General features: G+C 43.1%; 3 protein-coding genes. All 3 read right to left on the bottom strand.

Annotated elements, in window-relative coordinates; genetic code table 11:
- Positions 1-326: 326 nt before the first annotated feature.
- Genes VE944_RS02155 through VE944_RS02145 form a run of 3 tightly spaced genes read right to left on the bottom strand, consistent with a single transcriptional unit; the run spans position 327 to position 3592 of the window.
- Positions 327-1301, bottom strand: coding sequence for an ExeA family protein (locus tag VE944_RS02155; RefSeq protein ID WP_324971572.1), 975 nt, complete (start codon positions 1299-1301; stop codon positions 327-329).
- A gap of 4 nt (positions 1302-1305) precedes the next feature.
- Positions 1306-2940: an IS481 family transposase gene (locus VE944_RS02150; RefSeq protein WP_324971575.1), complete on the bottom strand. Its 1635-nt coding sequence runs from the start codon at positions 2938-2940 to the stop codon at positions 1306-1308.
- Positions 2941-2956: 16 nt separating this feature from the next.
- Positions 2957-3592: a recombinase family protein gene (locus tag VE944_RS02145; RefSeq protein ID WP_324971569.1), complete on the bottom strand. Its 636-nt coding sequence runs from the start codon at positions 3590-3592 to the stop codon at positions 2957-2959.
- Positions 3593-3926: the final 334 nt, after the last annotated feature.

The raw sequence follows: 3926 nt of genomic DNA, 5'->3' as shown, positions 1-3926 counted from the left end.
TGTAGCGAACTGCAAACATCCAGCGATAAAACTGCAAACAAGGCGATTTTGAAACCACATTAATTGCAAATAAAGGGGGTCTCAAAACCACAATAATTGCAAATGAAACTGCAAACATAATTTTCAAACTGCAAACAAGGGTTTTCAAACCACATTAACTGCAAATAAGCCGTAATCCTTGCTGTAACTGGCTTAGGGGATTTATTGCCTCAATTGTGTCCAAATTAAACGAACTTTTACACCGAACATATATGTTTATTTATTTAGATATAAACTGAACACAAATGAAACCGAAAAATTCTGTATGAAGTATTTCTCGGATTAATTTAATTTCCCTCTGACGCATACAAGGGAATTCCAATTTTTAACATCTGGTCTCTCAAATCTTGGGTTCGACCAGGAGGCAACTGAGCGTGTAAAAAAGAATTGACCTCACTTACACGTATATTTAATAACTCAGCTAGCACTTTAGAATTGTAACCATGCCGTATTAAGCGGGGTTCTAAATCGTTAAGTCCTACGTTCAAGACAGCTTCAGCCATATCACGGGTGACAGGTTTAGTTGCTGCTTGATAAGCGTCTTCAAAAGCCCTCTGCAAATAATGTTCGATTTGCAATGGAGTAGTCAATCGTTCTGCTAAAAATGCAATTGCTTCATTGGTAATCAAATCTTCAGGCAGATAATCATCGTGAATACACTCGCTCAACAGCCATTTTATATACTCAACCTGATGTCCTCTAATACCTTCTAAACTAAAAATATTGGTTCTAGCACCAATCTCTTCCAAAGATGGTCGGCGCAGATCGTTTTTCAACTTGGGATGTCCCAGCAGCACTACAGATAAAGTGCAACTATTTTGACGTACCAATTCGATTAAACACTTAATCTTGACTAACGTACTGGGATGAATGTCATGAGCTTCATCCACAAAAAGCACTACAGGCTTACGGCATTTTTGAATTAAAGCTAACAATTTTCGTTCTCTAAGTTCTGGGTGATTCGGTGGTTTAGCATCCTTTTCTGTGCTTAAATCCAAAAACAAAGCACTCATCAAAACCCCGACATTGACCTTATCTTTGTCAATTGCAAGGCAACGAGAAATAATTATGTCTTTTTCGGAGGACAATTCCAATTGCAGTCGTTGTAAAGTCGTTGTTTTACCACAACCAACAACACCTGTTATCGCAATCAAACCACCTTGCCTAATTTGTGGTTTAAGTTCTTTGAATAGATTTGTCTGCTCTTGGGTCTCAAAATAGCCCACATGATCTAAGGTACGTTTGAGACCAAAATAAGTCATGACATCACTCAACATGGCTCGTATTTGATAAGGGGTGGAAGAAATCTCGAATTTGTTTCATTACCTCCTGCTTATTGAGATTAGACACCAGCACCGCATTAATATAAGCCATCTGTTCAGGGGTAAGTTTGGCTAATGGACGTGCCAAATAATCGGCGATCGCTAATTTGGCTGCAATCACCGTGCTGAATGTCAGTTCTTGAAATGGGTTAGGGTCTACAAAAGGCTGCACCTTCAATAGAGTTGTACTACTCCCGAAATCAGGCGGGTTGCCTTTACCAATCACAGAGTTCGGTAAAGACAACTGTTTAGCCAAAGATTCAATTCGGTCAGCCCGTTTCTGCGTTCGTGTTTTCTTGAAACTACGGTAGCGATGTAGCGGGATTGGGCCATCCACTGGCAGAAACGGCCCATAGCGACGTTCACCATGTTCTACGTACAGTTCGTTATCGAACAAGCCCCACCACAGAACTACAGTTTCTCCAGCCAAATCTGGCTCCACCTCATAAGCCACCCCCTCAACCGTAACGCGAGCATCGATGCCTACTTTGCGGCGTTCTGGGGAGCGTGCAAATGTACAAAAACGTTCCCAATTACACATTTGACGGATGCCTAACTCAGGTAAATTGCTCACCCAATCTTCCATCCGAGAATGGGGTTCGCTGCGATGGGGTCGGCTATTGTAATGGAGCAAAAACTTCATCAACCAAGCGTTTGCCTCAGCTTCGGTCTCCGGTTCATGCAGATGGTAGAGAGTTTCGTGCATTTCTTTAACAGTGCGAAACGGTCGTTCTACCTTCCCCTTAGAACGAGCCGTCACCCGTCGCCCATCCAAGCCATTCGGTAAATGGGTACGTACTTCAATCCCCAAATAACCCATAACTTTTTGAAACACCAAGCTCTTAGCAATGGGGCCATTGTCCATATACAGCATTTGGGGAATGCCTTGAAAGGGAAAGTCTGTCTCTTTTTTGGGTGACATGGCAGCAAACATAAACCGCAGTGCTGCTTCTACATCCTCACCGTAAACACTGTGGTATTCTTGGTATGCAGCACCACTACGGTCATCGACGACACTATAAAGCATTAACAAAGGATGCCCCCGTCCTGGTTCTAGAAATGCTGGTGCTTTAACGTGCTTGAGGTCTGATGGACTGAGGTCAAAATGCCAACATTGATTGCTATATTCTGCCTGGAAGCGAACAGCAGGTGGTTGTCGCAGCAGGGTATCGCGGTCGTAACCCCATTTGTTGAGATAACGATTAACGGTGGTTGGTTTGAGCAAACCTACTGGAACGGTGACATGACCATCTGGTGTGTTGATGCCATCTTCTTCCAATAAGCGAATTGCTTGTACGGTAGATAAATGGCGACCTTTGCGGTTAGATGTACGTATTTTAATGGCAGCAATGATTTCGCAGTATCGCTCTAGTCCGGCTTTCGGAATCACACGCGGGACATCACAATCAACGCGCCGCACTGGGCGAACAACATTTCCTTCTCGTAGTGTTCGATACACAGTATCTTCGGAAATGCCATACAGTTGAGCTATTTCTTGGACTAATACCCGACGAGATGGACTGCGCGGTGGTAGCTGCTCTAAGCGGCGACGTAGGTCTACGATTGTATCAATTGGTATTTGTTTCTTAGGCATCCTATGATTTCTCCACCAATGTATTGTGGCGTGGGTGAAGATGTTTGCGTGACAACCAATCGTAGAGTGTGGAAGGTGAACAATCGACCAGTTTGGCAATTGAGCGTTTACTGATTCCTTTGGCTAAATAACTGCGAATTTCTGCTTCCCTTGTGTCCAGTTTCAAATGTGCAGATTGTCGTCCTTTGGGTCGCCCTAACGTTTTTCCTTCAGCTTTGCGTTTGGCTAATGCTTCGGTTGTTCTCAGTACAATCAATTCCCGCTCAATTTCTGCTGCCAAGCCCAAAACTGTTGCTGTGATTCGGCTTTGCATTGAATCATCTAGCACCATACCTTGCTTGGCGATATGGACGTTAATTCCTCGGCGCACGCAGCACTCTAGCATTTCTAATACTTGTAGGGTGGAGCGTGCCATGCGACTAACTTCTGAAAAAATGACTACATCGGATGCTTGTGCTGTTTGATTGAGTAGTTGTCCTACACCTCGCTCTAACCATTTCTCCCGTCCAGAAACCGTGTCCTCTATAAACTGGATGGGACTCAAAGCATGGGTGTTGGCATACTCCAAAATGCCATGTCGTTGGTTGTGTAGGTCTTGACGATCGCTGGAGACTCTCAAATAAGCATAAATGCTCATAGCTACCTTGACTGTCGGTTTAAACAGCTTTTGATATTTAATCGAACGGTATTAGTTCAAATTAAACCACGAAAACCGTACATATATGTCCAGTATAAAAGTTCGTTTAATTTGGACACAATTGAGGCAGTAAATCCCCTAAGCCAGTTACAGCAAGGATTACGGCTTATTTGCAGTTAATGTGGTTTGAAAACCCTTGTTTGCAGTTTGAAAATTATGTTTGCAGTTTCATTTGCAATTATTGTGGTTTTGAGACCCCCTTTATTTGCAGTTAATGTGGTTTCAAAATTGCCTTGTTTGCGGTTTGAAGCGTTTATGTTTGCAGTTCGCTACA

The sequence above is a fragment of the Nostoc sp. genome, assembly GCF_035638895.1.
In the GTDB taxonomy this organism is placed as follows: domain Bacteria; phylum Cyanobacteriota; class Cyanobacteriia; order Cyanobacteriales; family Nostocaceae; genus Nostoc.
Note: the sequence above shows the minus strand (reverse complement) of the source record. Positions and strands in the feature narration are given on the sequence as shown.